This is a genomic window from Enterococcus sp. AZ035 (genome assembly GCF_050548325.1).
GTDB lineage: Bacteria > Bacillota > Bacilli > Lactobacillales > Enterococcaceae > Enterococcus > Enterococcus faecalis.
Map to the genome: position 1 here is coordinate 2,335,980 of NZ_CP172958.1, position 26,922 is coordinate 2,362,901.

Here is a 26,922-nt window from a genome sequence, read left to right on the forward strand (position 1 = left end):
AATTAGTTTTCATTATATTTGCTAACAATAAAGCTAACAATTACTATTCTAAATTTTTAAATCAGTTAATTTCTTAGAAACATCATTCATTCTTCCATTATAAAGGTGCCCATATTTTTCTAAAGTAGTTGTTATACGACTATGACCCAATCTTTCCTTAATAACCAGTGAATCTTCCTTAAGGGCAATTAACATAGAAGCATGAGAATGTCTTAAAGCGTGTATCTTAATCACTGGCACATCTGCTAAGTCACAAAGTTTTTTAAGCCAGCCATGCGTTGTAGACTTAGCCAATGTTCCACCATCTATAGAAAATATAAGGTTTATTTTTAAAGGAGATTGCTGTTCTCTCCATATTTCAAAAAGCCGTAGCGTTTCATCGTCAAGAGATACGGTTCTAATACTACTTTTTGTTTTTGGCGTTGTAGTTCTAAACTCTCTTTTATTTTTAACAAGCATCGTCTTATTAATATAAACAACTTTACTGTCAAAATCAACATCTTCCCAATTCAAAGCTAAGGCTTCACCTAGCCGAAGACCTGTCATGAATAAAAATCTAAAAAACATTTTTTTAAAGAACAATAAACTATCGCTTTCATCACTAAGCAGCATTACTTTTTGCATATCATCTATAGTCCAAATGTTAACTTCTTTCTCTTCAACACGAACTCTACTTACTTTTTTTGATATATCTTCATCAATAAACCCAAAAATAAAAGCTCGCTCAAATACGGATTGAATATTACAAATGATCAAATTAATATACTCTGGAGATAAACTTTCACCTGTTTTAGTTCTATACTCACCAGATAAATAATTAATCAATTTTTGTAAATCAACCGTTTCAATAGTATTTATCTGTACCTCATTAAAGATAGATAAATGATTTTCAATTATACCTGTATTGGTCTTAAAAGTACCTTCCTTAACATGATTTTTGTACCAGCATTTATAATATTCTTCGTAAAAATTACCAAATGTAATCTTTTCACGTTTTTCTTGATAATCAATCATAAACTGATTATAAGCTTTTTTTGCCTCCTTTGCTGTCTTAAATCCACGCTTAAATTTTTGTATTCTTTTCCCTTTTAAATCAAAACCCAAACTTGCAACAAAATAATACTTACCTGTCTTTTTGTCTTTATAAACATTTGATGTCTTTGCCACCTTTATTAACCTCTATTCCTAAAATTTCTTCAACTACACTCACAGGAACACAAGAGATTTTCTTACCACTATAGAAGTGGCAACCTCTTTCTACTAGTAAAGCTTTGGCTTCACGAATAACACGTTGTGATTGGTATGGAGAAAATCCAAGGCTAATAATGTCTTTTTTTGTCACAGTACTTAACATTAATAATACCATCTCCTTCTATTTAATTACATAAAAAAAAGCAGTACTTAATTAGCACTACCCTATGTCAAATGTTCAATAAAATTGAATTTCTATTTAAATTTACCCGACTTGTAGATAACTTCATAGTTACCACTAGCTTTCATATCATCAAAAGTTGCTTTACTTTTTGTACTATCTAACTGCTTATCTTCATCATAATAATAAAAATACTCCAATGTACTAGGCTCATCTTTAACAGGAACCCAAATATCAGCCAAATAACGATTAGTGTCTTTATCTTTATACATCAAAAAACTAAAACTATCTTCTGAATGCTCATCACCATATGCAGAATCTCTAATTATAGAGTCTTTAAATTCTTCACCTGTTTTATCTAATTTAGAACCACAGGCAGATATCATAAAAATTGCAACAACCATCAACACAATTGAAGCTGCCTTTTTCATTTTATCATCTCCTAACTTATATAAACGTAACACTATTAAATAAAGCAAAAAATTGTATATCAAAATTAATACTCTTGTTTCACTGAGTTATAGGTAATTTCTGCTATCTTATTCCCTTTCACTTTTGCCAGTAAAAGTACCCTTGTTTTTGTTCCGTTTTGTTCACAATCAAGCAAGACTGCGTATTCCTTTTTATCATTTTGATATATTGAACTTACTTCACCTTTACTTTCCAATTTTGCACCAGTTTTCACATCAATACCATTTTTCTTTATACATTCAGCAGTCATTAATTTCTTCAAATTTTCGTTACGATCATTGATACTAGAAAAATTAGCATAAGCATTTCCAAAGTCCTCTACCAACTGGTAAGTGTTAGATACCTTTTCTTCCGTTGATTTATCCTTACTCTGTATAGACTTGGTACTACTTTTTTCAGTTACTTCACTTCTTTTCGTAGTATTTATATTATCAACTGGTTTCATAGTCACCGATTCAGTTGTTGACGAAGCCACCGTTTCATGACCTTTGGTATTTCCTCCACAAGCAGAAAATATTAATCCAACACCTAATACTAAAACTACTAAACTTAACTTTTTCATTTTCTACCTACTTTCTTTGAAATGCGTTGCACTTCTTTAATATACACAACCTTTGAAAAAATTCCCTCAGAAAATTTAACACGATACTCTTTATTATTCACAGCTACTAAAAAACCATCTTGGTACTTTTGAACTGCAAATTCATTTTTTCTACAGTTAAATTTCGAACAGATTTCTTTTATCTGACGATTAGTTAAACCACTTTTCTTACTCAAAATCATTCATAATTCCTCCTACTTCCTTACTATGCTGGTCACATGTGGAAAATCTAATCCCCAAGTCCGAGAATACTTAGCAACAATTTGACCTTGTTCCGCATTTTGCTCGTATGTTGTAAATTTTCCTTTGCCTTCTACTCCTGCAACAACACCAGTATGTCCATAAATACTAGTAGCCACACCACCTTGTCCAAAATTAATAACATCTCCTGCTTTAATATCCGAGTAGTTTGGATTCTTTATCACTTTCCAACCTATTGACGGCCAATTGTAATCGTTACCAATCTCACTCGCAAACATATGTCCTGTACCCATCATTTGAAAACCTCCTTGTTTTTCAACAAAAAAAGCAGATAAGCCATAGCACTGCCCACCATTAATAGTTTGTCCCAGTACATTTTCTAAAATATCAATTTCTCCTCCACCAATATTGGCTGAACCTCCGCCCATCGAACCTGTAGAAAGTCGCTTATACCAATTATTAGCACTAGTCTTTCTGTTTACTTGTTCTACAGGATCATCTTTTGTTCCAGCTCGTTCCCACAGCTTCAAAATATCTACCGCAAGTGTATTCACATCTTTTGATTTAGACATTCTTTTAAGTAAGTCACTATCAAAACCATCCTTATTCCACGCAAAATCCATTTGTAAAGCTACTGATTTCCATTCCTTTTTTTGACTTTTTGCAAAATTTAATAAATTAACTCTTCGTCCTGAATCCCATTGTCCTAATCCAATTCCATAACCGCCTAAACTAGCGTTATAAGCAATAGAAGGATTAAAAGCCAAATCACTTTGAATTCTAGCAGGATTTAATCCACTTTCATGTTCCATATTGCCAATCCAAGCGGCTGCAAACTGCAACGTTCCACCGTTTGACGTCACGTAGTTAGAAACTTCTAATGCTACTTTTTCCTGTGGTGTAGCAGGCTGAAACTGGGAAGAATCTCCACTTTCACTAGAAGAAAATACACCTAAAAATAATAAAAAAGGAAGAATAAAGACAAAGCAACTAGCAATTAAAATCTTATTTAAGTTCTTCATGTTCTCTCCTTTCAATAAAAAAGAAGACTGATAAACATTTCATCAGCCCTCTACAACATCAAAATTATATTCTTCCGTGTTCACACTACCAAAAAATTGTTCCTCTGTTTGTTCTAAATTATTGAAGTTTTCTTCTGTTTGGTAAAATGAATAAACGTTATTTAATGAATCATTGTTGTTTGTGATTAATTCGCTATCCTCTCCACCATCAAAAAATGCACGTTCTTCACGAGCAAATGCCAACTCATCGAAATTATCAACCCTAACATTCAAATTGTCCGCTATTTCTTGCTCATCAAGTTCTTGAATTGGCTCTTCTCTATCATTTTCACTTGAATCTAAACTTGAATCTAAACTATCAAGTTCATTTTCAATAATTGGCTCTAATTCAATATTATTTTCATCAGCTAAAGAAGTATCAGTATCAAAATCAGATACATTTTCATCTAACACAGGAACATCAAATTCTTCTAAAGAATTATCCATTTCATCATCTGTTGAATCTTCAAAATTATCCACTTCATCAGTTAAAGCTTTATCTTCTATTTCTTCTAGTTCCTCATTATCAACATTGGTTGGCTCTTCTACTTCCGCAATTTCTTCGTCGGGCAACATATCGTCTTTAAATGGTTGTTGTTCTTCTTGAGTAGAACGATTCAATAATGAATTCAATCCTGTTTTAACACCAGCAAATTGCCCATTATCGTCAATAAAATGGTCTTTGGCTAAGTTCAATGCCTTGTCATGTTTTGGCATTAAATGACTAGCACCATCAGCAGCCAACGCTAAATTCCCAGTGGAAGCACCTATTCCTGCTTTCACTGCTCCAACACCAATTTCACCTGTACGTTCAACCGTTTCTTTTGTTTTTTCATTCATTTTTGATTCAAAAGAAGGTTGTTGAACTTGACCATCAGAAAAGAATGATAATATTTTATATCTGCTTTTCCAAATTTTCCGATACAAAATAATTTTCACCAATGCAGTAACAATTAATGTGCCTAAAAGAAAAACACCACCAGACATCACCATTAATAAACTACTACTTACTTTATCCATCAATCCTAAAAACGCTTGGTCAATTAACTTATTGACCCAAAACAACACAGACAAAAAGATACCGAAAACTACAGGTAAAAATAAAATGCCAATTAATGATTTAAAAAATTTAAACATCATCATTTGACACCGAGGGAAGAAAGACACCAACGCAATAATCGGAAAAACAAAAATGAGTAAATCAACAATGATTTGAATTACATTGAGCATAATATTAATATACGTGACAGGCACTGCTAAGACTGCTAAATTGACTACACCCACACCAACGCCAAAAGCTTTTTCCATTGTTTTTGCTCCGTCCTGTGCGAAGTATGGATTATCTTTCTCATTATTTTTTATATAGGTACTTCTTTCATCCTCAAACTTTGCTTTTTCTTTTTTAGACAATTTAGGTTTTTCTAGTAGTTTACTTTCGTCTAACTTTTTACCATTTTCCATTTTCCCATCAAGTGAACCACTATTTACAAAATTAAATGTTTGTTTTACTGTGGCATCAAAAATAGGGCTTTGGTATACTTCTCCATCTTTAGAACCTTCTGTTCCTAAATTGGCACTTGTAGTAAACGTACTTTGTACTCCTTTAGCAATTGCGTTAGTTGATTGAATCAAGAACGTTGAGCCACTTGTTGTGCCTGTTGACGTTGATACAGAGCCAAACCAAAAACCAAATAAAACAACAACTGCTAAATAATGAAGGAATACTTTTGAAAAGCTTCTACGACTGGAAAAGAAATGATAAAGCAGATAATATGCACTTACAAGAATCGCTAACGCAAATAAAGAACTACCTCTAAATCCCTTGCCACCAAAGTCATTTAGGACATCTTTTGACATATTCAATACTGTTTCTTGTTTTCCTTCAAAGAAACTAGATTGATTTAAGACGTTCTCACAAAAAAGGAAAAAAGAAGCAAACGTTCGTAAGATAAAGAATGGTATATCTACAAAGAACCAATTTACTACTTGCCATCCTTCATCCAACAAACCACCATCAACCGTATACGCACTATAACTGTCAATTAGATACTGCATCTTCTCACTTCCTTCCTATGCAACAAAGCGATTCTCCATTTTAGAAGCTTCTGTATCATCAACAGTTTTGAATAGTTCCAACCATTCCTCAAAAATTACATGAACAACAATTCGATTGGTTTGACCAAACATATCCTTCATTAAGCACTGACCTTGAACCATATTTGAGACCCATTTCATGTTAATTTCGTTCACTGGTAAATTAAGATATTTCAAAACACCTTCTCGATTTTGTACTTCATCAAAGCAAATCACTGTTCCAAAACCAGTACCATCTTCACTATCATCCAAATCATTTGTTGATTGTGTAATCAATACTAAGAAATTATTAAACGAACGGCCAATACGTTTCATAGATTTCAAAATTGCTTTACCTTCAGGAGAAGATTGAAAAATCCAAGATTCATCAAAGAACGTCACTGTTTCTTCTTTTGGATTTCTTGAACCAAACTTCGAACAAAACGTTCCTAAAGCAAACATCAGTGTAACTGACGACCGTTTATTTTCATCTAACTTTTCATTTTTATCAGTTGGTAAATCTAAGTCCTCGATTTCCAAAATGGTTACTTTTCTATCGAATGACAAACCTTCCACTTCTCCATGAGAAAACGCCAATTCTAAAACAGACCCTTTGATTGTTGACAATAAAAATCTCCCCATGTCTTTAACATCCGAGATTTCACTCTCAGCTAACAATTCAATAACATGCCAGAATCCAACTTTCTTTCCTGCTTTTCGTTCAGAAATTACTTTTGTAATAGCTTCATTACTTGCTGTTTTCTGTTTTAAGTTCCATGTACCATCATAAACATTCGTTATCATCGCTTTAGCGGTAGACGTGGCTTCTGTTTCATTAAATAGAACAATCGGGTCAAGGACGCCATGGTTTTTCGTATCACGAACATCTAAAGTGACGAAATTAAAGGACTTCACAAAATCAACATCTAAAGGATATTTCTTTTGATATTCAGGGGCATTGATTGTATACATAAATTGCTTTCGCATTTCTTTTTTCGGATCAATGTATAACACTCTGTCTTTTAAAAGTGCCATTTGCATAAACAATGTTTTAGCTGTAACCGATTTTCCGTTCCCAGTATCGCCAGTTAAAGCCCAGTGGGGATTATTTGTTTTCTTCCCATCAACATTTTGTTTATTCGCTAGTAACATATTCATAAAAATTAAATTTTTTGAACTGGAAATAATAGATTTTCTATCTTCTTTTTCTTCTAAAGTTGTATCAATACGTCCAAGGTAAAAGCCTAACTTCGTACCTGCATGAAGTGAAGTAAAGAAATTCAACTCGGCAAACGATTCAATTGTTGACGTGTGTTGCCAACGAGAAGTCTGCATGCGGATAAAATTACCAAACAAAGTGGATTGAAATAAATAAGGATTATCAAACGTTGCTTTAATAAGTGGAATATCTAAACTATCAAAACGATTGATTAGATATTTTTTTCTTGCACGCATTTGTTTTTTTGTACTACCACTAACAACAACCACTGCTTTCCAGTCAATAATATCCACACCATCATCAATTTTTTGGTCTAAATCGTCTAGTGATAATTGACCTTCAACAATCTTTCGTTTTTGTTTAGAACCAGCTAAGTGTGCTTCCTGCATGATATTCTTAGTGCGGGTTCTTGCACGTGACGAACGCCCAGACAGTGCCAATTGCCCTTTACTTTCTGCAAAAGTCGCTTGAATCTTCACTTCAACTGGGAAAGGCATTTTTTGAACGACCTCTAAAAAATGATTACCATCAAGAAAAACACCTACATCTCCCATTGGAAGGTAGGATATATAGCTTTCGCCATAATCACAATTTAAATGAAGCCCTCCACCGAACAATGGTTTAATTTTTGTTGCCATTAAATTATCTAAGTTTTGACTAGAAAGAACATCTTGTCGCTCATGTGGAATATTTTTTAAAAATTGATACGCTTGATAATAGTACAATTCATCTTCCGATAATCGTTCAATTAACAATTCAGATAAATTTTGGTAGACTTCTAATTCTTGCTCTCGATAATCTTTTTCCCAACACTCCGACAGTTCTACATCAAAACCTAAGCCTTTGACAAACTTTTCCGATACGTTGCTAATTGAGTTAGTAACGGTTTCTTTTAAATCAACAGCGAGATCTTTCTTGATTAAAGGCACACCAATAATCCACGTATATTCGTAAACCATACCCATTTCTTGTTCTAAAACCATTGCCGTTTTCATTAATTTATCTACGCCTACTTCATAATTATTAGAATCTATTAAAGAGCGCATAGCACCCATTTTCCCTCGAATGTCGGCATTAACTGGCAAAAGGTTAATTTCAAATCCATCATTTGCTTTTAAGCGATTTAACGCACGAGCAACTTTTCTTTTCGTTTTTAATTTCTTTTCAACATCAGTCAACATTACCGTTTCAGAACGAACACGATAGTAAGCTATCGCTGTTTTTTCTTGTGTTAAAACAATATTTCCTTTCATATGATTCGTTAATGGATATTCTAATTGCATATTTTTTCCTTTCTTGTTGATTTTATTTTAGTAATTAACATTAAAAATGATTTTTCAGAAATTTCTATATATTATTGGACAACTTTTTTTCATTCAGTTATTATAAAATAAAGCTATATTTAATATAGCTTTTAAATAATAATTGGAAAGAAGGAAAGTGTATGAAGAAAAAAGTTTTTTTAGCTTTAACTATTTTCGCAATGGTAACACCTTTTATTTTTAGTTCAGAAGCTAGTGCCAGAGAAGCTGAATTTGGTAGCTCTTGCCCTGGTGGTTTTTATTTTAAAAAAGGTGGTTGGTCTACAGGTGGAAAAAATATGAGCGGTGGTTATTGTGTTCCTTTAGGAAATATGGGAAACATGAATAACAAAATTTGGTAATTAAAATGAGAAAAGAAAATGTTATCAAATCCTTTTTATACATTTTAACTCCTATAATCATAGGTACCATTATTTCACTTTTCACCAACGCTCCTATTTTCCTTATAGCGGGAATTATATATATTATTTTATTACTGTTTTTACTTCCTACTTTAGACTTTGGAATTACTGATTTTAACGCAAAACAAATTAATCCTAGCTATAGACCTGAAAGAAAAATAAATAAAAATGAAAGTATTGTTACTGTGCTACTTTTAGTCATCGGAATAATAGTCTGTGCAGTCATGCTTTATTTAAAATATAAAAATTCATAATTTAGACATAAAAAATAAGGAGCTAATGCTATGCGCTCCTTGTTTTTTTTATTCATAGATATAGTGCGCTTTTTGTACTAACGTTTAAATGAAAACTCTTCTATTTCTTTTACTCGTTCGAAAGCTACAATTGGTCTACTATCTAACACATAATTTTTCACATAGACAAAACCATCTTTTAAAAAACCAAAGCCTGTTTTTCCTTCGAATTCCTTTTCGGAATACCAACGAGCAACTTTATTCGGCACCAACACCATGATTAACAAATTTAAGTTAATTCCTAAAATTTGTGGTAATGGTACTTCTTTCCAAAACAAGCCAGTTAACACAATCCCTAAGAATAGAATTAGGAGATAGGATAGACTAACAGGTTGTGCAAATACCCACACCACTTGTCCTTTAGGCGACTTAATAACTTGCATTGAATAAGGGGCTTTTAAGCCCCTTGAATAATCGTAATATTTCATATACTCACCTACATCTTAATTCCAACTAAACTTAATACCCATTTAACAACTGCAAAAATATTTTTTCCTTGATTCGTCGCAAAGTCCTGTAAAATTAAGGCAATGACAATTACTGAACCAATTTTTGCCCATTCGGCACCTTTCCAATGTTTTAAAATCAAGATAATCGCACCAGCCGCTAAAATTGTAATAAAACCTGTACTTAAAAAACTACTCAAATTGCCTGTATTCATTAGTCATTTCCTTCTTTCTCTGTAAAGTAATGTTTCATCGTATTAATAAAATAAGAATTCTCCGTTTTAGATAACCAAAGCGAAAAATCCTCAGTATGCGTTAATTTTGTTGTTTTATCTGAAAAAGTGACCGATACTTGAACCCCTGTTACACCTTTCTGCTTTGTATCAAAAAATTTCATATCACCAAAATCTATTGAAACAAATGAGTCTTGACCTGCTGTCGTTGTTGGATTTTTCATTAACAACATTAATTCTTGTTTGTTCCCAACTGAATATTTTGTAAAAAACATCTTTAAAAATTTCTCTATAGATTGTTTTTCTTTCCCATCAACATCTATTGAATTTTCTGTCTGTTTTAGAGGTACTGTTTTTCCTTGTGGTAAACTACTTGCTACAAAATAAGGACGTCCTACAATTGAAAACAAATTGTCTTTTACTTGAATTGGTAAAACCATATTCTGTGTCACATTTTCAGTCTTTTTATCTTTCTCCCATTCATAACTCACATTTAGATAAACCAAATAACAATCTTCCATTTTCTCTATACGTGATAGAGACGTATTTTTAAACGTACGCAAGACATTCCCTTGTAGGTTTTCTGTTTCATCAACATCTTTTACATCTAGTGATAAATATTTAGATAATCGATCAATACGAGCCTTTTTCGCTTCATCACTTGCTTTCGAATTATAGTTCAAATACTCTTTCGCAAAATTTTCGGTATAAAAAGAGAGGGCTGAATAATCAAGCTCCTCTCTATCAACTTTATTCTTTTTTGATTGTTCGCTTAACGTATCCACTTTTGAATACAAATTGTCTACATTACTTGCCATCACATTGGCCCGAATCGCACCAACTCCTGACATCACCAGTAAAACACTAGCGCCAATTAACACAACCTGATTCGCTTTCTTTTGAGAAAAAGTTTTAACCTTTGGTATTTTTTCTTTCTTCTCTTTCTTTTTAATTTTCTTTAAATTCATATTCCCCTCCTACTCTTAATAAGCCCAAACAACTTTCAAACGTTTTTAAAAAAGTAGATTTAATCGCCTTTTCAACATAAACTCTCTCTCTAACATGCCCCTTATGTGTTTGAAAGCCTTCTTTATACAAATAAAAATAATACGAATTGTACATTTTATCCCCGTTAGGCTTTCTCAAATATTGACCTTCTGCCATCAAACTAGTTATACCGCCATGAAAAACGTATTGCGCAACAAATTCCTTCTTAAAAGGTACTTCATCAATAATAATCCCCATTTTAAGTAAAGAATTTTTATATTCTTCCATATAAACAATATCTGCTTCATCAATTGGCATTTCATCAACTATGAATCCATGCAAGCGAAGCATTTCAGGAACTGGTACATTTGAATACCTTTGGTAAAATTTACTATGCTCTCTAAAAATTGGCATAATATGTTGATTCATAAAATACAACTCCTTTCCATTTTTCTGTAATATTTATGGTATCTTTCCATAAATTCTCCCCTTAACTCTTCCAAGCCTTGGGTAACTGCTTGTTTAGAACGACTTATCATTAGTTCTTCATAACCCATAGGAAAATCATCATGTGCGATAAAATAATTAATAGCTATCTTCTTTTCTCGTCCTAAAATATAAGATAAATCATCGGATCGATACTTTTCTAATGGCATTTGCTGTTTGACCATTTGTACGTGTAGACCACAAAATTTTTCTTCACTAATCACATCATATTCCACTCGAAATAACTTTAAACGGTCAAGGAAATTTCTTTGAACAATCCTACCCAGTTCTTTTTCATCAGGCGGATACCCCTTCATTCGTTTATATGTTTCATAAAATAATACAGCGATTTTCTTTTCACATTCCAAGAGTTTTTCTTGTTTAGCTGTTATTTTTTCAGGATTATTGGATTTGAAAATTAATGACTTAAAATCAAACATGTACTGATTGACAAATTCTTCTTTTGACAATTCCCTTATTTTTTCAACCAACTTTTTCCCTCCTCTAAACTAATTCCGCAATCACAATAATTCTTCCTGTTGTTTTTGTGGCTTGGTCACAAGTTATTAAAGTTAATGTTGGCTTTCTTGTTAGATTCAACATAGTTGTATCAGTCATATCAACATGCTTTTGTTCTTTTACCTTATATGTGAACGAATGTCCTTCACGATCATTAAGTTTGACCAAATCTCCTACAGAAACTTTATTTAACGAGGTAAAAAGTAATCCTTCATATCCAGCATTGTGAGAAGCTAAAGCATAATTTCCTTTTCCCATCGTTTGTTTTGATAAAACAGTACACGCTCCATAAAGCATATTGTCAAAACTATCACCCATTAAAATAGGCAATGTTAATTGAATAGAATCAATTTCAATAGACCCCAAAACAGAATCCGACACTTCATTAAAATTTACTTGGGCACTTTGAATCGTTTTAACAGACGGACGTTCGCCTTCGGTTAAAGAAATCACTGTTGGAATAGGTGTTTCTTCTTGTACTTCCGTACCAGTAATAACATCTACTTGATTACTTTGAACAGTTTCACTAGATTTTGTCTCTACATGTTTTTTTGGCTTTTCTGCTTCCTCTAAGCCACTTGATACCATTGTATTTATAGCTTCTTTCACTTCTTCTTTTTGTTGGTTTTGAAAAAGAAGGAATGAAAAAAGAGCAATGAGAATAACTCCAATTGCTCCAACAAAATATTTGTTTTTTTCAATCCATTTTTTCATTAATTAGCCCTCTTTGCTATCTTTTTGTCGTTTCACTGCTACGACCACACCAATTAATGAAATTGCAATCATTGTAGCTACACCTGCACTTGTTCCAAAATCCATATTAGTATTTGGCAATACTTTTGGTTTTTCTTGTGGAGTTGTAACATTCACTTTGTTAGAATCTGTCGGTTCATCATTAATCACCAATTGTGCCAAGTTTGGAATCATAATATCCCCTTTATCATCGACATATTGCGAAAAGTCTGCGTCTTTCAATTTCCCTTTAATGTACACAAATAATTGTTTTTCTTTTAATTTGTTTGGTTCATTGGCAGTCCAAGAAACTTTTTGTGTTTTTTCATCAACACTAATTTTCCCCTGATCCGTAATATCTGTCCCATCTGAAAGAGTGACTTTCACTTCTTTATTCGCTTCCAATACATCTTCTAAATCATCTTGAATCACTAAAGATGTCATATCTTTGGTGTTTGGCACTTGTACATCTAATTTGAATGTCACTTCATCGCCCAATTTGGCACTGGTCAAATCCACTTCTTTATCGCCTTCAAGGATTTTCTTAGCGATAGACGGGTCTTTTGGTGTGACAGTTGTATGTGTTTCATCAGTTGGCACTTCTTTGTTGTTTTGGATAATTTTTGCTTTATTTGGAATTTGTAGTTTGCCATCGACAAGGTACTTATCTAAGCTAACACCTTCACGGATTTTTGTTTGAAAATTGAACTTGTATTCATGATTGTAGAAATCCGCTGTTTTTAATACGTCTGCTTTTGCGACCATACGTACTAAATTACCTTCATGCTTCGCTTCAAATTTATTGGTAACGTCCTTTCCTGCTTCGTCCGTGACTTTCACATCAGACACACGTTCTAATTCAGGAACCAGCTCGTCTTGCATTTCGTAATTACTGTAGTAGAATTCTTTCATTTCATCAGGAACTTTATGTGTAATCGTATAGCTATATACTTCGCCTAACCCTTCTAAGATATTCTTATCAACATTTGTTTCATCACTATCTGTCACTGTTTTAGTAGGAATCATTGGCGCTGTTCGAACTGGTTTTTTAGCACTATAACCAAAATAACTATACTGGTTATTATTTTTTGGCGGTAAAGGATACCCTAAATTCTTTTCACGTGTCGCGAAGTCCTCACTATATGTGAAGTCGAATCGAGAACGATTAGAATACAAAAACGTAAAATCACCACGGTTATCGCCATCATCTAAGGGAATGTCATCAGAATCATAAAAAGTTTTTCCACCGTCTTTTTCTTCTTTATATTTAACAATTGTATCTTTCGTTGGTACGTACAATTTATCGATTGCTTTGTACGAATCTTTGTCAATCGTCATTCCTTGTAAATTATCAATATCAATCCATGAATAGTAGCCTGAAACTGGCTTTTCTTTGTCTGTGCCATGTTCTAGGTACGTCCATGTTTGTTTCACCCATGAGAAACCACCTTGGTAGGTTGCAATTGCGGATACATTGTTAAAAGCAACAATATTATTTGACACCATATTTTGTGCATTTTTATATTGTTCCCAATCTTGAATGGTAATTTTTAAATCAATTGGTGTCCCATCATCAGCTGTACCTACGTTGTTGTAACGAATCCACGATTGCCCTTTCTTCGTTTTCGTTACATCAAGACCGATTTTCCCGTCCCATTTTTGAGGAGGCATATTAACGTAAACATCATTCGTCCACCCACCACCACCTGTTTCAACCGTAGTGACACCTTTAATAAACTTTGCAATAAAACTATACTTTGAACCAGCTTCATCATCTGGTGTTACCACAGAAGCATTCGGCGCATTAATGATTGAGTTAGAGCTTACATTTGCACGTTGAAAAAAATCTGCTCTCACTGTTTGTGGAACTTGTCCGCCTTCTTGCCCTTGAACCATCATTGGCATTGCCATGACTGCTAAAATGATTGTTGTTGCTAATCCTTGAATAATCGTTGTTTTCTTCAAAATATTTCCTCTTTTCATTATTATTTTTTTGTATAAAAAATAGCCACAGAATAATTTCTATCGCTTCATCACAGATTCATTCAATTAAATATATTAAGGTGCACGTTCTGTTTTCAACAAAACACCTAGCATTTGAAAAATTTAAAGCATCTCTTTTACTTTACCTTCCACAATTTCTCCTTCAAACCATTCTGCAAAGTCTTGTTTAAATCCATCTACACTATACACTTCTTGTAATCCAACTTCTTCTCCATCCGTTGGATCTAAATAAGTTGGTTTATCCTTTGGTCTAGCGTAAACCCCAATCCATCTTTCAAAATCACCTTCAAATGGACTGTCAACAATATACCCTTTCTTTTCTAACAATACTCGAGCTTGTTGTTTTAATTCTTCACTGTTTTTAGGTTCAAAATATTTATATTTCTCTTTAAAACTAGAAAATTCTGAAAGCTCTTTATCATATATTTTTTTTACACTAAAAAATTCTTCCCAAATTGCTTTCTCTTTAACCGTCATTAATTCTTCATAAGCTACATAAGTATAACTATATCTTGAAATTTCTTTTAAAAGCTCTTCATTAGATTCTAAAAGCTTTTCAAAGACTGTTTTTAAATAAGGAATAATCAATTCTCCTTGTTTATCTAATTGAATTATTTTTTCTTTTGTTTTTTGTATGTCATTTCTAGTTTGTTTCATTTTCCCAGTAATAGTAATTGCTACTTTAGTGTTTTGTTTAATACATTCTCTGCCCATATACATAAACTCCTTTCAACTACAATATTATCTATTAATAAAGAATCAGCATCAGAACGTTTTCTAAATTCTTCATCAACATTATTTAGCTTTTTTCTCTTTCTCATCGAATAGAGTGAAAAAATAAATATCTCAAAATTAAGTACTACTAAAACAAAAGTAATTAGCAATAAATCAATTGTATCCATATATCCCCCCTTAATCTTTAAAATGGATATGCTTCTTCTAAATCAAATTCTTGTTCCATATAAGACCGAACACTATTATTTTGATTAGTATCAAACAATAAATCTTTCGCATCAACACACACCATTTCAATAATTTCCTCGTGTTTCTCCTTTAGTTCTGCTAAATCGATACGTTCCATCAGCTCATTTGTTCCTAACAGATTATCAATCTCTTTAATCATCTTTAATGAAGGGGCTAAATAATTTGATAACCACCGAAGTGTTTTTTCAATAGACGGTTTTTCACCTTGAATAGATAATTTTAAGCCTTCCAATTTATCAACAACATCATACCAAGATTTACAATAGACCTTCATATCATCTTCAATGTCATATACAGTCAAAGATTGATTAATAATTTCTTTCACTAACCAGTCTAACGACTCACCGCTTGATAGAAAATATTCTACAAACAAAAACGCCTTTTCATCTGAAAGGCGAATTTCATATCGATTTTTAATTTCATATTTTTCTCTTGCTTCCTCAACACTTACACTTTCTTTTCTTGCTAACTCGTAATCTTTTTGGTAAAAGTTAAAATATAATGGCGATTGACGACTGCCAAAATAAAGAGACAAACCTTTATTTACCATTTTTTTATTTTCATAAGCAAAGCCCCCACTAAAATCAAAATTCTTAAATGTAGTATCTACAAGCCCTTGCTCCATTTTTTCTTTCAAAACATATAAATCAAAATTTTCTTGTCCTTTCACAATCAATTCATCAAGAGCAATATCAATTCGTGTAATTTTTGTATCTACCAAAATACCTTGACCGAAAATATCGTCATCATAAAGAGAGCGAAAAAATTCTGTCCACGATCTATTGTTATCCTCTTCAAAAATTTCTTCTAGTTGCCGACAACCTTCACCAGACAAGTCCAACATAATTCCCATATTAACGTTTTCTGGATTCCGAAAAATCCGAATAGAGCTATATGAAAATGTTTCTGTATAATGATAAAACCCTCTAGGTTCATAAGTAAACCAGTTCATATCCATGTGCAACAACTTCTCAATAACTGTCCGAACATCTAATGTTTTAAATCGTATTCTTAAAAAGTCAATTTTTGCTTCTACCGAAGCGTGCCCACCATCTAAGTTCAACACATCAATAATCTTTTGTTCTAACTCTTTAGAAATAACACGTTTTCCAGATTCTATTTTTGAAATTAACGAACGCTCAATTCCTAATTTACTTGCCAATTCTTGCTGTTTTAATTTTAGCTCTTTTCTATACCGCTTTAAATCAACACCTCTCACTGCTTTAAACCTACTTCCAAAAAATGTGACAACTTTAGTCGAAAAATGTGACAAAATTATAATCGCTCAATCCCTTGTGGGACATAGCGTTTAAGTAACTTTTTTATATGGTATATTAAATTCTACCCCCATGTTATAAAACGGGGGTAGAAACTTTCGAAGTGGGTCAAGCCCACCTCACGACTAGAAGTATTTGGGATATACGTTGCTACTTTTGTTAACGATAGAATAGGGGCGGGCGCCTTGGGGCGCCGCCCCTATTCTATCTACAAAGCACGCAACAATCCCTAGCAACTTCTAGTCTACTCTCCTACCATTCCTTGCTTCATTTCTAAAACTTTCAAGCGTTTTTTTATCTCTGCATTATCTGATAGTACATCCTTTACTAAATCGATTAGTTCTTTCACTGTTGCTTGATTTTCTCGAAAATCTGCTTTTGTCATTGAAATAGTTTCATTCTTCTTTTTCTCTTCTTCTGACATAAAAACATCTGAAATAGCTATATCTAAAGGAACATTTTTACTTCTTAGATCAATTAATTTAAAAAAAGATTCAACATCATTAGAACTGAAAACTTTAAACGAATAGGTATAACCTTTAGAATTTTTCGTATATTTCCTTTCAAATTTTTTATCTGTTAATCTCTCTATTTTATTCGCCCAGCTTTTTAATGTTTTTAGTGCAATCTTATTTTCAAGTTGTAAAATCACTTCCTCAAACGAAAACATACTTCACACCTACTTACCAAACATTTCTTTCCAAGCAGAATTCATATACTCCTTAAATCTTGTTTCTAAATACTTATCAACTTCTTGTGATGTTGAGAATTTCTTTTCCTCAACTGGTCTATCTTCATCATAAACCGCTTCTGCTTCTAAAATAGAAGTCACTAAAGACTTATAATCAAGCAATCTATTATCATCTGAAACTCCTTCTTTTTCTGCTCTTCGGTCAATTTCTTTAATTATTTTTTGTTCCTTCTCTTTTACATAACTTAGCATTTGTCCTTGCGATTTAAATTTCACTTTCTTTTTCCTCCTTTTTATTCAAAGCAAAGATTACTTCTTCAACAATTTTAGTTCCCTTATTTTCTATAAATTTTTCAAACTCAACAGGATCAGTTAATTTTTTTATTCGCTTTCCATTAGAAAATCGAACTAATTTTGCATAGCTTTCTGATTGTTCATAGAGAATGTCACGAATACGTGTATCTAAATCAGGCTTTTTATATCGTTTCTTGACTTCAACATATACTCGTTCTCTAACGTGTTTGATTATTTCATTAGAATCCAATAAAAAGCTCCTTTCTTATTATCCAAATTTTTCACTTAACTTTGCTAACTTTGCTTGCCCCGCTTCTAACTCTTCATCAATTTCAGCAAGGGCTTCTTTATCCACATGTTTTGATATTTTTTGAGATACTTCTTCTTGAACTTCTTTTGAAATATCTTCATATCCTAGTTCTTTAGAAATCTTGATAAATTCCTGAATGAAGTCAAAATCTTGTGGTACTTGCGGGCTATAAAATTCTCTTGCTACTGAACCTCCTTGTGCAACATAACCACGACCATAGACTTTTTGACCGTCAACTTTTTCAACATATTTAAAGTTTTTATTTTTATTTTCATCACCAAAAATCATCAAAATACCTGTTTCTGAAAGACGGCCAACTGACATTCGAAACATAAAATTATCACGTAAAGCCGTTTTGATAAATTCACCATCTGGACGTTGCATTGCAACGATAAAGAAAATCCCTGCTTGACGAGCTTTTAAAATAAGTTGGGTTAAATATTCATCTACATCGCCATCAAGCGCATAGTCATTCGCTAATTCTGCTTTAAATGCTGCAAATTCATCAATCACAATAAACTTAGGCTTTAAACCATAGTACGCATAATTTTTACCCATTTTGTAATCAGGGCTATTATTCATCATTTCAAAACGTGCATTCATTAATTCAACTGCATTTTTCAAGCAATTAACAATATCTATTTTTCCTGTATGCACTTTTCCTGCAAACATTGGTAACTTACCTAGTGCCATCAAGTCAGAATTTTTTGGATCACAAATTTCCATTTCACCCACACGGCAAAGTGCATAAATTAGAGATAAAATGGTAAAAGTTTTACCTCCGCCAGTTCCACCACCTAATAATAAATGTGGGTCTTTATCAAAGTACCAATACAACCCTTTCATTAATTGAACCTTTCCTTTATCAGCTTGCATATCCTTTATCCAAATACGCTTATTGTAAACATCAGAAGCTAGTTCATAGGTAATAAAGCCTTTTTCATCAATTTTATTTAAATTGTCCGCATGAAACGCTGTTTCCAAAAAACCACCAATGGTTTCAAATTTTTCCTGAAATTTATTACCTGCTGTTTCAAATGAAACGAAAATACTATTTTTTGCAGACTTATAATAAATTTTTGGGAACTTTATTTTTTCTTTTGTTTTACCATCACTACCTTTAACTTGCTTCTTCGTATAATAGCCATTGTCGATAATCATACGAGCTAACACTTGACGTTGTTCTACTTTAGAAAAATAGCCCGAATTGATAATTGAAGCCTTAACAAGCAATGTAATTAACACGATTGAGCCTATCGAGACACCTATAATGATTAACGCTGGTACAATATATATTTTCCAATCAGCTGGATTTGAAAGATATAAAGGATACATCCATTTATAGCCCACAAAATAGCCTAAACAAGCAAAAATTGGCATAAAAAATAACACTCTATAGAGTGCCAACAAATTTCTTGAAGAATAACGAATTCTTCTACCTCTATATCTAAATAATTTTTTTACCATTTACCTACCTTCTTTTTTTAACCGTGCTAATTCTTGTCTACAAAATTCTTTATACACTGGAATATATTCTGTAGCCATTCGAAAAATCTGACGTTCATTCATTGTGCTATACGAATGTGCAAACATATTCCTCATATTCCTAAGTCTTTTCCAATCAACTTTACCACTATTTTTCTCTTTAAATTCTTCTGAAAAGCCACTGTTCCCAACAGTATATTCACCAATTTGCATTAAACACATACTGATTGCATTAAAAAACACTCTATCATGATAGAAGGTTTCATAATCCCTTCCAAAACGATTGAGTGTCTGTTCTATATCTTCAATGTAGATCAGCGTTCCTCTTAACAAACGTAAATCCTTTGCTGTACTATCTCTCAAATACCTTTACACCTTCCTTTAAAATGGTAGCTAACAATTCTCTTCTTTCAGGTTTATCTTGTGTATCAACAAGAGTTTCTAGCTCCACTAAATCAATATCATGCGCTACAGCTTCTTTTAATTCTTCAAAGAAATCTCCATACAAATTCCAATAGGCTTCTTCCGATTGTCCTGTAATATCTACAGCAAAATCAATATCACTGGTTTCTTTCGCTTCATTACGTGCATAAGAACCAAAGACATAAACGACTGGTACATTGTGTTTTTCTGCTACAGGTTTCACACGCTCTTTAATTTCATTCATTGTCATCACCATTTTTCTCACCTCTTCTAACGTCTATTCTAAAGCCATTATAAAGCATTCAAATTTTACAATCAATTCACTTTACTTGTGTATTCCTCAAAGAAAACACCCTTATCAAAATCTTCATGCAGTTTATTATTATATGCTTTAACTAATTGTTCTAAAAAATTATCTAACAAGTTTAAAACAGCTTCATCACATTCAAAAAATAAATCATCTAACAATAAAAACTGGATAAGATACTCACTAGTTTCGTTATAAAGTTTTAAATACAATGTACTATAATAACTAAAACTTTGCCACATACGATAGACTCTAATTTTTCTCTCTAAAAACCTCCTATATTTTTCTTGTTTTACACCCATTCTTTCCGCCAAGTCTAACACTACTTCTCCGCCACCCCCTTTCAATAATAAATTTCCTTCAAATTACCACTTTCTTTATGAAGAAAAATCACACTACTCTTCAACCGTCTTTCTACTAACCAATTTGTTGGATTCAATCGGCAACTTTTCAACAACTCTTTTTCTTTCCTAACTAGGCGTTTCCCTTGTTTCATTTAACCTCTCCTTTTCTTTATTATTAATGTCTATTAACAAATCTTGTTAACACAAATTAATAGTAAAAAGGGCACTCGTTAGAATGCCCTTTTTAGCTGTTAAACGGTGCTACCGATTCCTCTGAATATGATATTTACTTTCGTTTCAATTCCCACATCCAATTAATTTTTTCAGAAATTTCTGGTTCAGTGGTAAAATATTAACAAAAGGAGGTGTCCTATAATAATGCTAAAAACAATTGAAAAAGCATGTGAAATAGACATGCAATCCGTAACAATTATTCTTGCCAACAACCAAAGACTCAAAATTGAAAAATTCCAATCAATTATTGATGATAAAATTTTAGAATTTATCAGCTCCAATATTCAATACTACATTCCTGAAAAAAGTATTCTCTATTTTACAACGTCTTAAGAGACACCATTGTTCGTTGCATTTCATGATCTAATTTAATCGAAAGATAATTTAGCGTTACTTTTGCTTGTTCAAAGGTAACGTTGTTTTGTGCCAAAACTTTATATAACTCATCACCTATTTTTTTTAATTCTTCCCTTTTACTCATTAAATCTACCTCAATCTAATATTTATTTTTGCTCATTTGCTTGATTCTTATTTTCTTTTTGTAGTGTAGGTTGCGCTGGTTTAACAGCTCCTACTTTTTTAATACCCACTGCACGGACTTTAAACGCTTGTTCTGTTTGTACATTGTCATTAAAACCTTTGTAAGCATTAAGCCATCCACGAGCTGTTACATTTCCAGTCAACTCGATTTCATCATCATAATTGATATCACTAACGTCATAGCCTGGATCAATCGCAATTTCTACTTGGTCATTTAATTTGCTAGAATAAACCGTTACTCGTTGTTCACGAACATCGTCAGTCACATTTCCTTCACCATCACGTTCATTAATTGCAACTACTTCTAAGAAATTCATCGTACCAAATGTTCCTACTACATCAAAATTTTCAATCGTGTTATTTTCAAATGATAATCCCATTATTTATTACCTCCAACTACTTCTAAACGTTTTGCATAAACTACCATGTCAATTGAGCGACTATTTCCAATGTTATTCCGTTTTACATTGATTCGTGCTACTGGATCAATTAATTTTACTTCTTCACGGCCATTCAACATTTGTGAATTTCGTAAATGAGGAACAAAAATCTCAAAATCACGTTGCTTTTCGCTTGAAGCGGTGAACACACGACCACGAACAGGTGCTCCATTTACATAAATATCACGTTCTGTTTTATAAACAGCTTTAATTTTACTTCCTAAATTTTTATCACTTAATGCAATTTCTTGAATTCTATTTGCCAAAATAATTTCCTTCTTTCACTAATTTTTATACAAAAATAAACAGTCAACCATTGACTGCCTTTCTCTCTTTATGCAATTCTTCTTATTAACTAAAAAATACAACTTGACAAGGTTTATGATAACCTGTCATTTTATATGTTCGTTGTAAAATCTGATTTTTTAATAATCGACTTTCAATTGTTAAGCGTTCCATGTTTGTTAACTTAACCGCACTCTTACCTAACTTCTTACGTTCTAAGTTATAGCTCTTTTCTATATCCGAAATAGAAAAAGTTTTTTTCTGTCGTTTCATACGTTCAACAAACTTCTCAACAAAAAGTAATAGCTCTTCTTTCATTTTTATCCTCCTTATTCACTTAATAACAAATTCTGTTCTTTCATTTAAAATAAAAAAGTACAACTAAAATAATACAGTTGTGCTTACTAAAGTTAATATTGAATATTCTTTTAGAAAAAATCTTTTCCACGCTTAAAAATAACAACTTTAATTGTATTTCAATTTTAGATTCTTACGTTCATCACAATACATAGAATCATCTTCAATGGCTAGTGACTCTTACATTACATCACATCACGGCACATTAGATAGTACTGTAATATACGGTGTACAGCTCTCCTCCTTTTATTGAGCTTGCATAGATTTTTTTATTCAATCTAGTTCAGCAACTATTTCCAACGTGTCTCACGACATGGTTATTGAAAATAATCTGACAGCTCTGCATTAATCTGTCATCAATATGGCTCTAGTTAAAGATACTACTGCCACCTTGCGTCCCATTCAACGGCTGGTACGCACCACCTCAACAAGACTTACAACCTCGAACAAAAATTTCATTCTTGTATTATTTCGTCAAATCGCTTAAAATAAATGTGTCTAGTATTTATATAAGTGTTTGCGAAACAGAAATTCATTTTCTCCTCGTGAACGCTTTTTGTTTATTTAATTATGATTCGTAAAAGAACCAATAGATTCTATTTCGAATCTTTATGAACATAGTGTAATATTCTATAAAAGAAATGTCAAGATTTATTTCAGATTTTTTTAAAGATTTATTTTAAATCCATGTTAAACTGTATTAAATCAATAGATTGAAGGTGACTATTATTAAAACAAATGAACGTTTGAAACAACTACGTGAAAATAAAGAATTAACTCAAAAAGAATTAGCTGATTTACTGCACATGGATAGAAGTGTTTATAATAAAATTGAATCAGGTGCTCGTCCCATTCGTGATAACGAACTAATTCAATTTGCGGATTTCTATAATGTATCAACAGACTACCTTACAAATAGAACTAACAATCCCATTCCCCCTGAAGAAAAAACAAATGTGGGACAAAATATCATCTCACATTTTCGTCTTAATACTTCTGATATGGACATAGAAGATATAGAAGAATTAGAAGAAGAATTAATCGACTTTCAAGATTTTCTTATAAAAAAAGCAAAAGAAAAAAAGGAACGTAACAAAAAAAATTGATTGGACTGTTGTTGGTGGATTTTATTAGTAAAGAACTCTATTTTGAAGCATTTAATTTTTCGAACGAATTAATAAAAGAAGTATCTTACTACTCTTCCAAAAATATTGAACAAGTTAAATGCTTTGATATTGAAAAATATGTAAAAGAAGTTGAAGATGTTGAATTTGTTGAATACACGTTTCAAAAACAACTTAAAAGACGGATGCTTGGTTCAATCTCTAAAGTAGACGATGAAGTCATTATAACAACAAACAAAGAATTAATGTTAGAACGAAAAAATTTCACTAAAATGCATGAGGTTATGCATTACTACATAGATATACCTAAAATTAATAATGCAACTCATACTTTTTCTGATATTCTTTTGAAAAATGGTTACTTGATGGAAGATTTTCCAAAAGAATATCGTGCTAATGTCGGTGCTAGTATGTTAATGGCAAATGATCAAGCATTGTTTTACGCATTAAAAAAATTTTATTCATTCGAAGAAATTGCACAATACTTTTTTATGAGCAAATCTGCATTAAGAAATAGACTCATCGAGCATCTTATGTATGTAAATAATTGTACTTTTGCACACGCTAATACACTTTTTAACAATTATTACTTTCATAAAGAAACTGATATCTACAGATTTATTTTCAATTAGTTTTTATTTTTAATGAATCATAAAAGGAGTGTTATATAATGGATAAAAACGTGGAAAAAAAATGCCCTGTAGAGGCTTTATCTAATATACTTGGAAAAAAGTGGGTTCCCCAAATAATAGAATCCCTAAACGGAGGATCTATGCGCTTTGGAGAAGTTTGCCGATTGCTTCCGAATAGTTCTCCAAAAATGATCAAACAACAACTAAAACTTTTGGAAGACAATGAGATTGTTAAGAATGAAAAAGAAGTTTTCAATAATACTACTTCGTCTACTTATTATTTGTCTGAAAAGGGAAAAGATTTAGCAACTATTGTTTTACAAATGAAACTATGGGGTCAAAGAGAATTAGATTGTACAAATCTAAAAAATTGAAGTTCATTTCTATGGTTATGAAATGAACTTCAATTTTTTATTTTAGTAAATCATTTAAAGATTCCGACATAGTAGGATGGGTATACACTCTATCACGTAATACTTTATAGTCCATATTAAAATCCATTGCCAACGAAATAAGATTTATTAATTCATGAGATTCTGCACCATATAAAGAAGCTCCCAAAATCTTTTCAGTTTCTGCATCTATTATTACTTTAAAAATTCCTACTGTCTGATCAATAATATGGGCTTTAGGTATAGCTTTTACAGGTAAACTAAAAACTTTATAGTTTACTTTGCTTTTTTCTAGCTCTTTTTCTTTTATTCCAACACTTGAAAAAGGTGGTGTTATAAATACACTGTACGGTATATTACCTCTATTCATAGTATTTCTCTTTTTGTCACCATAAAGATAATCCACTATTATTCTATAATCATCTAAAGAAATATAGGTAAATTGTAGACCCCCTTTTACGTCGCCTATTGCCCAAATATTTTCCACAGATGTTTTTAAAAATTCATCTACAACAATAGCCCCATGACTATCCGTTTTTATATTTGTGTTTTCTAATCCTAAGGCATCTGTATTAGGTTTTCTACCTGTAGCTACAAGCAATTTAGACACTTCTACTTTCTTTATTTTACCAGCTTGAGTATATATTACTTCAGTATAATTATCCTTATCTATGATATGGTTTATAGATACGCCTAACTGAATATCAATTCCCTTATCTAAAAAATCTTTATATATTAATGTTGAGATATCTTCATCTTCTCTAGGTAAAAATTCAGAGCTAGCATCTAAAATACTAACTTTGCTTCCATAAGAATTAAACATTGATGCAAATTCTAACCCAATGTAACCAGCACCTATAATAACTATTTTTTCTGGTGCTATTACTTGTTCCATAGCAGTTGTAGAATCTAAAACATTCTTACTTTTATTTAACCCATCTATAGGTAATTTGATAGCTTTTGAGCCCGTATTAATAAAAATACGTTCACCTTTAACTTGTATTTTCGTATTATCTGTCTTAGTGATTTGTATGATTTTATCTGATAAAAATTTAGCTTTTCCATTTAAAATAGTTATATTCTCTTCCTCAAAAAGGTTATTGTAATTTTTTTCTCTCAGCTTACTTGTCAAACTATTTTTTATTGAATGTGCCGTTGACATATCTACATGTTTTTCTCCATTAATTATTAAAGATTTTGATGGTATACATCCTACATTAATGCATGTCCCTCCATACATTAGTTCAGATTCTTCAATCATCAATACCTCTTCACCACGCATAGCAATTTCTTTTGCTAGTGTTTTCCCTCCCTTTCCAAAACCGATAATTATATTTTTATATTTGTTCATAACAATCACTTCCTTTCTAAAATAATTTTATAAGGTTTTATTAAAGCTAGCAATTAGTTACTTTAAAGTAACCATATGGACCTATCTTTTTAACTCCTTTAATCCACATTAATTTCAGTGTCTAGCATTCTATTCATAAACCATTCCACTTGCTGTGGTGCGTCATGATCAAAGAAAGCAGATTCTTTCATGTCTAAATTCGCTATCTTTTCAATGTCTCCTTTTGAAAGCTCAAAATCAAAAATATCAATGTTTTCAGCCATTCGTTCAGGATGGACTGATTTTGCTAAAGCTACAATCCCTCTTTGCATTAGCCAGCGAAGCACAACTTGACCAATTGACTTGCCATATTGCTCACCGATTTCTTCTAATACTGGATTTTTGAATAGTTCATGGCGGCCTTCTGCAAATGGTGCCCAAGCTTCAACTTGTACGCCATATTTTTCATGCCATTCCTGATCTTCAATTCGTTGATTCCAAGGATTCACTTCGATTTGATTGATTTGAGGTTTCACCTCATTCAACCCAATAAATTCAATCATTTTAGCTGATTTGAAATTTGAAATTCCTATTGCACGCAATTTCCCTGCTTTTTGAGCGGCAACCATTGACCGCCATGCACCATAAATATCTCCATATGGTTGATGAATAAGATAAAGATCAAGATAATCCAATCCCATTACTTTAAGAGAATGTTCAATCGTTTCCTTAGCTTTGTCCTCTGATGCTTGAAGAATAAACAATTTAGAGGTAATAAAAAGTTCATCTCTAGTGACCAGATCTTCATTGATGGCACGTTTGATTCCCTCACCTGTTTCTTTTTCATTTCCGTAAATAGAAGCTGTATCGATCAGACGGTATCCTGCTTTAATGGCTTGATAGACTGCTTCAGCTGTTTCTTCTAATGGAATTTGATACACACCAAATCCCAATTGAGGCATTTCTACATCATTATTCAAAGTAATTGTTTGCATATTGTTTTCCTCCTCTAATTTCTTTACATGTTCTATCCTAAACCTTAGAGTTAAATA

Annotated in this window: 37 protein-coding genes; 5 read left to right on the forward strand and 32 right to left on the reverse strand. The window is 32.1% G+C overall.

The features are described 5' to 3' along the window. Positions 1-48: 48 nt before the first annotated feature. From IGL32_RS11170 to IGL32_RS11205, 8 genes are all read right to left on the reverse strand, one after another. Positions 49-1,167, reverse strand: a complete 1,119-nt coding sequence (locus IGL32_RS11170) for a site-specific integrase (protein ID WP_002410071.1) — start codon at positions 1,165-1,167, stop codon at positions 49-51. After that, a complete protein-coding gene (locus IGL32_RS11175; protein ID WP_002399131.1) occupies positions 1,142-1,354 on the reverse strand; it encodes a DUF3173 domain-containing protein in 213 nt (70 codons plus the stop codon). The genes IGL32_RS11170 and IGL32_RS11175 overlap by 26 nt, the downstream gene beginning before the upstream one ends. Positions 1,355-1,446: 92 nt before the next feature. Next, positions 1,447-1,803 carry an LptM family lipoprotein gene (locus IGL32_RS11180; protein ID WP_010712805.1) on the reverse strand — a complete coding sequence of 119 codons (357 nt, stop codon included), beginning with the start codon at positions 1,801-1,803 and terminating at the stop codon, positions 1,447-1,449. 65 nt (positions 1,804-1,868) lie between these two features. Beyond that, positions 1,869-2,405: an EF0163 family protein gene (locus IGL32_RS11185; protein ID WP_002410069.1), complete on the reverse strand. Its 537-nt coding sequence runs from the start codon at positions 2,403-2,405 to the stop codon at positions 1,869-1,871. Beyond that, a complete protein-coding gene (locus IGL32_RS11190) occupies positions 2,402-2,626 on the reverse strand; it encodes a hypothetical protein (protein ID WP_002371406.1) in 225 nt (74 codons plus the stop codon). Before IGL32_RS11190 ends, IGL32_RS11185 begins: the two co-directional genes overlap by 4 nt. Positions 2,627-2,638: 12 nt before the next feature. Beyond that, positions 2,639-3,667 (reverse strand): phage tail tip lysozyme, encoded by a 1,029-nt coding sequence (locus tag IGL32_RS11195; protein ID WP_202569304.1) that lies wholly within the window; start codon positions 3,665-3,667, stop codon positions 2,639-2,641. 42 nt (positions 3,668-3,709) lie between these two features. Further along, complete coding sequence (locus tag IGL32_RS11200) at positions 3,710-5,761, reverse strand: hypothetical protein (protein ID WP_430600041.1); 2,052 nt, start codon at positions 5,759-5,761, stop codon at positions 3,710-3,712. 15 nt (positions 5,762-5,776) lie between these two features. Continuing rightward, positions 5,777-8,281, reverse strand: coding sequence for an ATP-binding protein (locus IGL32_RS11205; RefSeq protein ID WP_002371410.1), 2,505 nt, complete (start codon positions 8,279-8,281; stop codon positions 5,777-5,779). A gap of 161 nt (positions 8,282-8,442) precedes the next feature. Between IGL32_RS11205 and IGL32_RS11210 the strand changes: the two genes are divergently transcribed. Then, on the forward strand, positions 8,443-8,661 hold the full coding sequence (locus IGL32_RS11210) for a hypothetical protein (RefSeq protein WP_002394251.1): 219 nt from the start codon (positions 8,443-8,445) through the stop codon (positions 8,659-8,661). A 391-nt stretch (positions 8,662-9,052) separates the two neighbouring features. Here the strand turns inward: IGL32_RS11210 and IGL32_RS11215 are convergent, their stop codons facing one another. The 18 genes from IGL32_RS11215 to IGL32_RS11300 all read right to left on the reverse strand — a co-directional run bounded on the left by IGL32_RS11215 (position 9,053) and on the right by IGL32_RS11300 (position 20,688). Next, on the reverse strand, positions 9,053-9,442 hold the full coding sequence (locus IGL32_RS11215; RefSeq protein ID WP_002394253.1) for a conjugal transfer protein: 390 nt from the start codon (positions 9,440-9,442) through the stop codon (positions 9,053-9,055). Between the two features lie 8 nt (positions 9,443-9,450). After that, a complete protein-coding gene (locus IGL32_RS11220) occupies positions 9,451-9,675 on the reverse strand; it encodes a hypothetical protein (RefSeq protein WP_002394254.1) in 225 nt (74 codons plus the stop codon). Continuing rightward, the gene (locus IGL32_RS11225; protein WP_002394255.1) at positions 9,675-10,661 is read right to left on the reverse strand and encodes a conjugal transfer protein; all 987 of its coding nucleotides are present in this window, start codon (positions 10,659-10,661) and stop codon (positions 9,675-9,677) included. The genes IGL32_RS11220 and IGL32_RS11225 overlap by 1 nt, the downstream gene beginning before the upstream one ends. Then, complete coding sequence (locus tag IGL32_RS11230; RefSeq protein WP_002365204.1) at positions 10,642-11,109, reverse strand: hypothetical protein; 468 nt, start codon at positions 11,107-11,109, stop codon at positions 10,642-10,644. Before IGL32_RS11230 ends, IGL32_RS11225 begins: the two co-directional genes overlap by 20 nt. After that, the gene (locus IGL32_RS11235) at positions 11,106-11,657 is read right to left on the reverse strand and encodes a hypothetical protein (RefSeq protein WP_002394257.1); all 552 of its coding nucleotides are present in this window, start codon (positions 11,655-11,657) and stop codon (positions 11,106-11,108) included. Before IGL32_RS11235 ends, IGL32_RS11230 begins: the two co-directional genes overlap by 4 nt. A gap of 13 nt (positions 11,658-11,670) precedes the next feature. Next, complete coding sequence (locus IGL32_RS11240) at positions 11,671-12,399, reverse strand: class A sortase (protein WP_002394258.1); 729 nt, start codon at positions 12,397-12,399, stop codon at positions 11,671-11,673. Positions 12,400-12,402: 3 nt separating this feature from the next. Continuing rightward, positions 12,403-14,400, reverse strand: coding sequence for an isopeptide-forming domain-containing fimbrial protein (locus IGL32_RS11245; RefSeq protein WP_025189428.1), 1,998 nt, complete (start codon positions 14,398-14,400; stop codon positions 12,403-12,405). Between the two features lie 123 nt (positions 14,401-14,523). Then, entirely contained in the window at positions 14,524-15,135 is a 612-nt protein-coding gene (locus IGL32_RS11250) for a hypothetical protein (RefSeq protein ID WP_002394260.1), read from the reverse strand. Then, a complete protein-coding gene (locus IGL32_RS11255; protein WP_002394261.1) occupies positions 15,099-15,323 on the reverse strand; it encodes a hypothetical protein in 225 nt (74 codons plus the stop codon). Before IGL32_RS11255 ends, IGL32_RS11250 begins: the two co-directional genes overlap by 37 nt. Before the next feature lie 17 nt (positions 15,324-15,340). Next, positions 15,341-16,624, reverse strand: coding sequence for a replication initiation factor domain-containing protein (locus IGL32_RS11260; protein WP_010712808.1), 1,284 nt, complete (start codon positions 16,622-16,624; stop codon positions 15,341-15,343). Positions 16,625-16,926: 302 nt separating this feature from the next. Next, positions 16,927-17,352, reverse strand: a complete 426-nt coding sequence (locus IGL32_RS11265) for a hypothetical protein (protein ID WP_010712809.1) — start codon at positions 17,350-17,352, stop codon at positions 16,927-16,929. A 9-nt stretch (positions 17,353-17,361) separates the two neighbouring features. Continuing rightward, positions 17,362-17,649: a hypothetical protein gene (locus IGL32_RS11270; RefSeq protein WP_010712810.1), complete on the reverse strand. Its 288-nt coding sequence runs from the start codon at positions 17,647-17,649 to the stop codon at positions 17,362-17,364. After that, positions 17,639-17,917, reverse strand: coding sequence for a hypothetical protein (locus IGL32_RS11275; RefSeq protein WP_002371427.1), 279 nt, complete (start codon positions 17,915-17,917; stop codon positions 17,639-17,641). The genes IGL32_RS11270 and IGL32_RS11275 overlap by 11 nt, the downstream gene beginning before the upstream one ends. An 18-nt stretch (positions 17,918-17,935) precedes the next feature. Further along, entirely contained in the window at positions 17,936-19,444 is a 1,509-nt protein-coding gene (locus tag IGL32_RS11280) for a cell division protein FtsK (protein WP_010712811.1), read from the reverse strand. Beyond that, on the reverse strand, positions 19,445-19,825 hold the full coding sequence (locus tag IGL32_RS11285) for a HepT-like ribonuclease domain-containing protein (protein ID WP_002402315.1): 381 nt from the start codon (positions 19,823-19,825) through the stop codon (positions 19,445-19,447). Beyond that, positions 19,815-20,141: a nucleotidyltransferase family protein gene (locus IGL32_RS11290; protein WP_002394268.1), complete on the reverse strand. Its 327-nt coding sequence runs from the start codon at positions 20,139-20,141 to the stop codon at positions 19,815-19,817. The genes IGL32_RS11285 and IGL32_RS11290 overlap by 11 nt, the downstream gene beginning before the upstream one ends. Before the next feature lie 59 nt (positions 20,142-20,200). Beyond that, positions 20,201-20,494, reverse strand: a complete 294-nt coding sequence (locus IGL32_RS11295; RefSeq protein ID WP_029655860.1) for a hypothetical protein — start codon at positions 20,492-20,494, stop codon at positions 20,201-20,203. A gap of 41 nt (positions 20,495-20,535) precedes the next feature. After that, positions 20,536-20,688: a DUF6906 family protein gene (locus tag IGL32_RS11300; protein WP_002371433.1), complete on the reverse strand. Its 153-nt coding sequence runs from the start codon at positions 20,686-20,688 to the stop codon at positions 20,536-20,538. A gap of 226 nt (positions 20,689-20,914) precedes the next feature. Here IGL32_RS11300 and IGL32_RS11305 point away from each other — a divergent pair, with 226 nt between their 5' ends. After that, positions 20,915-21,103, forward strand: coding sequence for a hypothetical protein (locus tag IGL32_RS11305; protein ID WP_002371434.1), 189 nt, complete (start codon positions 20,915-20,917; stop codon positions 21,101-21,103). Here the strand turns inward: IGL32_RS11305 and IGL32_RS11310 are convergent. The 4 genes from IGL32_RS11310 to IGL32_RS11325 form a co-directional block, all read right to left on the reverse strand. Further along, on the reverse strand, positions 21,090-21,251 hold the full coding sequence (locus IGL32_RS11310) for a hypothetical protein (RefSeq protein ID WP_002380875.1): 162 nt from the start codon (positions 21,249-21,251) through the stop codon (positions 21,090-21,092). The two genes, IGL32_RS11305 and IGL32_RS11310, sit on opposite strands and share 14 nt — an antisense overlap. 22 nt (positions 21,252-21,273) lie before the next feature. Beyond that, positions 21,274-21,690, reverse strand: a complete 417-nt coding sequence (locus tag IGL32_RS11315) for a DUF961 family protein (protein ID WP_002380876.1) — start codon at positions 21,688-21,690, stop codon at positions 21,274-21,276. Further along, positions 21,690-22,016: a hypothetical protein gene (locus tag IGL32_RS11320; protein WP_002365226.1), complete on the reverse strand. Its 327-nt coding sequence runs from the start codon at positions 22,014-22,016 to the stop codon at positions 21,690-21,692. The genes IGL32_RS11315 and IGL32_RS11320 overlap by 1 nt, the downstream gene beginning before the upstream one ends. Positions 22,017-22,101: 85 nt before the next feature. Next, positions 22,102-22,353: a hypothetical protein gene (locus IGL32_RS11325; protein WP_002365227.1), complete on the reverse strand. Its 252-nt coding sequence runs from the start codon at positions 22,351-22,353 to the stop codon at positions 22,102-22,104. Between the two features lie 758 nt (positions 22,354-23,111). Between IGL32_RS11325 and IGL32_RS11330 the strand changes: the two genes are divergently transcribed. The 3 genes from IGL32_RS11330 to IGL32_RS11340 are packed head-to-tail and all read left to right on the forward strand — an operon-like array spanning position 23,112 to position 24,522. After that, complete coding sequence (locus IGL32_RS11330; RefSeq protein WP_002371437.1) at positions 23,112-23,498, forward strand: helix-turn-helix domain-containing protein; 387 nt, start codon at positions 23,112-23,114, stop codon at positions 23,496-23,498. Next, positions 23,495-24,148 carry an ImmA/IrrE family metallo-endopeptidase gene (locus IGL32_RS11335; RefSeq protein WP_002365229.1) on the forward strand — a complete coding sequence of 218 codons (654 nt, stop codon included), beginning with the start codon at positions 23,495-23,497 and terminating at the stop codon, positions 24,146-24,148. The genes IGL32_RS11330 and IGL32_RS11335 overlap by 4 nt, the downstream gene beginning before the upstream one ends. A 38-nt stretch (positions 24,149-24,186) precedes the next feature. Continuing rightward, positions 24,187-24,522 carry a winged helix-turn-helix transcriptional regulator gene (locus IGL32_RS11340; protein ID WP_002365231.1) on the forward strand — a complete coding sequence of 112 codons (336 nt, stop codon included), beginning with the start codon at positions 24,187-24,189 and terminating at the stop codon, positions 24,520-24,522. A 37-nt stretch (positions 24,523-24,559) separates the two neighbouring features. On the opposite strand, the gene IGL32_RS11345 is transcribed toward IGL32_RS11340, so the two are convergent. Both IGL32_RS11345 and IGL32_RS11350 read right to left on the reverse strand, forming a co-directional pair. Continuing rightward, positions 24,560-25,891 carry an FAD-dependent oxidoreductase gene (locus tag IGL32_RS11345; RefSeq protein ID WP_002365232.1) on the reverse strand — a complete coding sequence of 444 codons (1,332 nt, stop codon included), beginning with the start codon at positions 25,889-25,891 and terminating at the stop codon, positions 24,560-24,562. 98 nt (positions 25,892-25,989) lie between these two features. Beyond that, positions 25,990-26,865: an aldo/keto reductase gene (locus IGL32_RS11350; protein WP_231435731.1), complete on the reverse strand. Its 876-nt coding sequence runs from the start codon at positions 26,863-26,865 to the stop codon at positions 25,990-25,992. Positions 26,866-26,922 lie beyond the last annotated feature (57 nt).